This window comes from Alkalispirochaeta alkalica DSM 8900 (assembly GCF_000373545.1).
Classification (GTDB): Bacteria; Spirochaetota; Spirochaetia; order DSM-27196; family Alkalispirochaetaceae; genus Alkalispirochaeta; species Alkalispirochaeta alkalica.
Genome location: NZ_KB891743.1, coordinates 1 through 1534 on the forward strand (window position 1 = coordinate 1; position 1534 = coordinate 1534).

The 1534-nt window shown below is 69.9% G+C and carries 1 protein-coding gene; it reads right to left on the reverse strand.

The window, feature by feature from the left end; translation table 11 throughout:
* A partial coding sequence (locus B071_RS0112110) for an ABC transporter substrate-binding protein (RefSeq protein WP_157703216.1) occupies positions 1–1355 on the reverse strand: 1355 nt, incomplete at its 3' end.
* Between the last annotated feature and the right edge of the window lie 179 nt (positions 1356–1534).

Genomic DNA, 1534 nt, shown 5'->3' on the forward strand with positions numbered 1-1534 from the left:
GCCCGCGCCGGGGGGATGTGCCCCTCCAGGACCTGGCTGGTGGTCTCCCGAAAGAGCTGTTGCACCCGGGCTGCCCCGGCCGGGTCCGGCGGGTCCAGGGGGGCCGAATGGCCGTCGGCGACCAGGGCGATGTAGTCCAGGACCTGCTTCTGGGCGGGGGTCACGCCGTTGCGCAGGTTCTGGTTCACCGCCGGGACCAGGGGCACCCCCCGCTCCATTTCCAGGAGGGTGCCCGCCCGGGGGTTCGTGAGAAAGAACGAGATGAACCGGGCTCCCGGGCGGGGCGCGCCCCCGCTCCGGGTCAGGGAGAAGAACATGGCGGGTTTGAGATAGAGCCCGGGGCGGAGGGAGTCCCCCAGGCGGGGCAGCAGGGCCAGTTCCAGGGGACGCCGGGCTTCCTCCTGCAGGGCGGGGAAGGCGTTGCTCCAGATGAACTCCACCCAGCTCCTGCCCTCGGCCAGGGGGCTCCCCCCCGAGACGAGCAGGCCCTCCCGGGCGAGGTCCCTCTGGAAGGTCCAGAAATCTTCCAGCAGGATCGGGTCGGTGAACCCCAGGCCCCGCCCCGAGGGGGCGTAGAAGGAGAGGCCCCGCTGGCGGAGCCAGGTGTCGAAGCCTGTGCGGGGGTTTCCCGGGAAGATGGGGCGCGTGCCCAACCCCGTTTCCTGGTGGACCTGGCGGGCGATACGGGCGAAGTCGTCCCAGGTCCAGTCCGTGGTGGGCCGGGGGATGCCCGCTCGTGCCAGGACTTCGGGGTCGTAGACCAGGGCAGGGGCGTTGATCCCCAGGGGGATGCCGTAGAGGAGCCCCCCCACTCGTCCCCCCTGGAGGAGGGCGTCGGCCACGCCGGGGAGGCTGATTGTGCCGTCCCGGAGGAAGGGGTCCAGGGGCAGGAGGACGCCCTCCTGGACGTAGTGGCCCAGGTAGGCGTAGTCCTGCTGAATTACCTGGGGCGGGTTGGGTCCAGCCAGGAGCTGGTCCAGGGTGTGCCAGTAGTCTCCCCATTCGGTGCTGTGGGCCAGAAGGTCCGTCCCGGGGTGGTGTTCCTGATAGAGGTCCAGCACTGCCCGGGTTCGTTCGTGGCGGGCGGGGGTTCCCCACCAGGTCACGGTCAGGGTGGGGTTCCGGCTTTCCCGGGCGAGGCCGGGGTGGCTCCAGAAGATCAGGAGGACCACGGCGATGGTGGCTATTGTTGCTGCTGCGAGTGTTACTGGTGCAGGTGGTGCGGGTGGTGCTCCGCGTGGGGCCAGAGCCGGAGGGGGGGCCTGAGGCTCTTCTCCCTGCGGTTGCGTTCCCTGGGGATTTTTTCTGCGGGGCTCTTTTCCGTGAGACTCGTTCCCGTGCGGCGCCATTATCATAGCATACACTGTTTTGGGTGTTCCTGCTCCCGCCCTGGCGCGCTTCCGCAGGCCTGTGGGCGGTCACATACCCGTCGCCCGGCGCAAGCACCAGTGCTCCGGAGCCCGTCCTGTGGGGCATGAGCACACCCGATACACCAGACCGGGCGGCCAGACAGCCCGGCACGCCCCGGCCCGCC